This window comes from Brevundimonas sp. (assembly GCF_036399195.1).
GTDB lineage: Bacteria > Pseudomonadota > Alphaproteobacteria > Caulobacterales > Caulobacteraceae > Brevundimonas.
The window spans coordinates 1-2,195 of record NZ_DASWNO010000237.1 but is presented as its reverse complement, the minus strand read 5'-3'; the positions used below and the strand labels follow the sequence as shown (position 1 = coordinate 2,195).

The 2,195-nt window shown below is 71.3% G+C and carries 2 protein-coding genes; both read right to left on the bottom strand.

Annotated features, from left to right (window positions below; translation table 11 throughout):
• On the bottom strand, positions 1-408 hold a 408-nt coding region (locus VGB60_RS10500; RefSeq protein ID WP_414644513.1), incomplete at its 3' end, for a TolB family protein.
• Positions 409-500: 92 nt separating this feature from the next.
• On the bottom strand, positions 501-2,195 hold a 1,695-nt coding region (locus VGB60_RS10495), incomplete at its 5' end, for a S9 family peptidase (protein ID WP_331038210.1).

Below are 2,195 nucleotides of genomic sequence, written 5' to 3'. Positions count from 1 at the left end.
CCCGTCGGCCTCGGCGCGCCAGACCTGGCTGCTGCCCGAGCGGCCGGACAAGAAGTACAACTTGCCGTCGCCGCCCCAGCGCGCGGTGTTGGCGCCGCCCTCGCTGATCGCGAGCCGCCGGCCTTCGCCGCCGTCGCGCAGATCCATGACGTAGAGAGAACCCGTACGGCGGTTCGCCGCCACGTCGGTCGTGGTCACCGAATAGACCACCCAACGCCCGTCCGGCGACACCTGCGGATCGGCCAGCCGGTTGGCCGAGATCATGTCACGGTAGTCGAAGGCGTCGGGCGACGGGACGAGGGCTGACTGAACCGGAGCCGCGGCCGCAGGCGCCTCGGCCAGGACGGGAACGGCGGCCGTGAGCGCAAGGACCGCGCCGGCGCTGGCGAGCAGAGAACGGTGACGCATGGACGGAACCTCGGGGCGGAAGGGCGCAACTGCCTGACGGCGTACCACCGGCGACCGCCTTGCGGAAGACGCCCGCCCCGCGGGTGGCGAACCTATGGCTGGGCCGTGTACCGGTTCGTCCAGTCGAGGATCTCCCGCTGCCACTCCACCCAGTTCCGCGGCTTCAGCACCCAGTGGTTCTCGTCGGGCACATGCACGAACCGGCTCTCGATCCCTTGCCGCTGCAGGGCCGAGAAGGTGGCCAGCCCCTGCTCGACCGGCACCCGGAAATCGCGCGAGCCGTGCAGCACCAGCATCGGCTTGGACCAGTCCCCCACCCAGGTGTTCGGGCTGAAGGCGCGGTACAGGTCTGGCCGCTCCCACGAGGCGCCGCCGAACTCCGAGATGAAGGTCGCCGAGTCCATGGCGTTCATCAGCTGGCCGACGTCGAACACGCCCGCGTGGTTGACGAGGCAGCGCCACGGCGCGTTCCACTTGCCGGCGATCAGATTGACCATATAGCCGCCGTAGGAGGCGCCGATGGCGCAGGCGCGCGCGCCGTCGATGAAAGGGCTCGCCGCCAGCGCCGCCGTCCAGCCCTTCTGCAGATCCTCAAGCGGCCGGTCGCCCCAGTGGTCGTTGATCGAGTCGGTGAAGGCCTGGCCGAAGCCCGGCGAGCCGTGGAAGTTGATCATCACCACCGCGTATCCGGCGCCGGTGTAGATCTGAGGGTTCCAGCGATAGCTCCAGCCGTTGGTCCAGGGCGACTTGGGCCCGCCGTGGATGACGTAGACCGCCGGATAGCGCCGTCCCTCGACATGGCCGGCGGGCTTGAACACCCATCCCTGCACCGGCTCGCCGTTCCAGCCGGCGAAGGTGAAGCTTTCGCCCTCGGGCAGGTCGGTGCCGGCCAGCGCCTCTGCGTTGTGCCGGGTCAGATCGGTCACGCCCCCGGCCCGCAGCTCGCGGATCTGCGCCGGTCCCTGAAAGGTCTCGTGCGACAGGATCAGCCGCCCGTCCGCCTCGTCGAAGGCGGCGACGGTTCCGAGATCCGTCAGGGCGCGCACCGCGCCGCTGCGGGCGTCGATTTCGAACAGCTTCTGCTGCCCGTTCTCGGCCGCGACGGCGTACAGGGCGCGGCCATCCGAGCGCCAGCGCAGGGCTCCCGGGCCGCGGTCCCATCGGGGCGTCAGCGGCCGCGCGTTCCGGCCGTCCGCGTCGCCGACCATCACCACCGCCTGATCGCCGCCGACGTTCTCGCGCCGGGCCGCCAGCCAGGCCAGCCGGCGGCCGTCGGGCGAGAAGGCCGGGTTGGTGTCAGGCGCGGCGTTTTCCTCGGTGAGATTGACCGGCGCGCCGCCGCCCATGGCGACGCTGTAGAGGTCGGTGTTGTTGGTGAAGGCCTCGGTGCGGCCCTGCATCTGGCTGGCGAACACCACGCGGCGGCCGTCCGGGGAGATCACGAACTCGCCGTCGTCGCCGAGCGGGCGCGAGGGCGTGTCCGCGTCGAGCCCCGCCATCAGGTCGCGCGGCTCGCTTGCCGCCAGACCTGACGGGTCGAGCGTCACGACAAACAGATGGCTGCGGCGGCCGTCGTTCCAGCTGTCCCACGGCCGCAGCGGCAGCTGGTCGTAGCCCCTCACCGTCGAGACCGACGCCGCCTGCGCCTTCAGCCGGTCGCGGGTGCAGGCGAGGTCGGCGCAGTCGACGAATACGGGCGCCGCCACCACCAGCGACCGGCCGTCAGGCGCGATCCTGAAGGCGGTCACGTCCACCGGCAGGCTGGTGACCTGAGCCGCAGCCTGTCC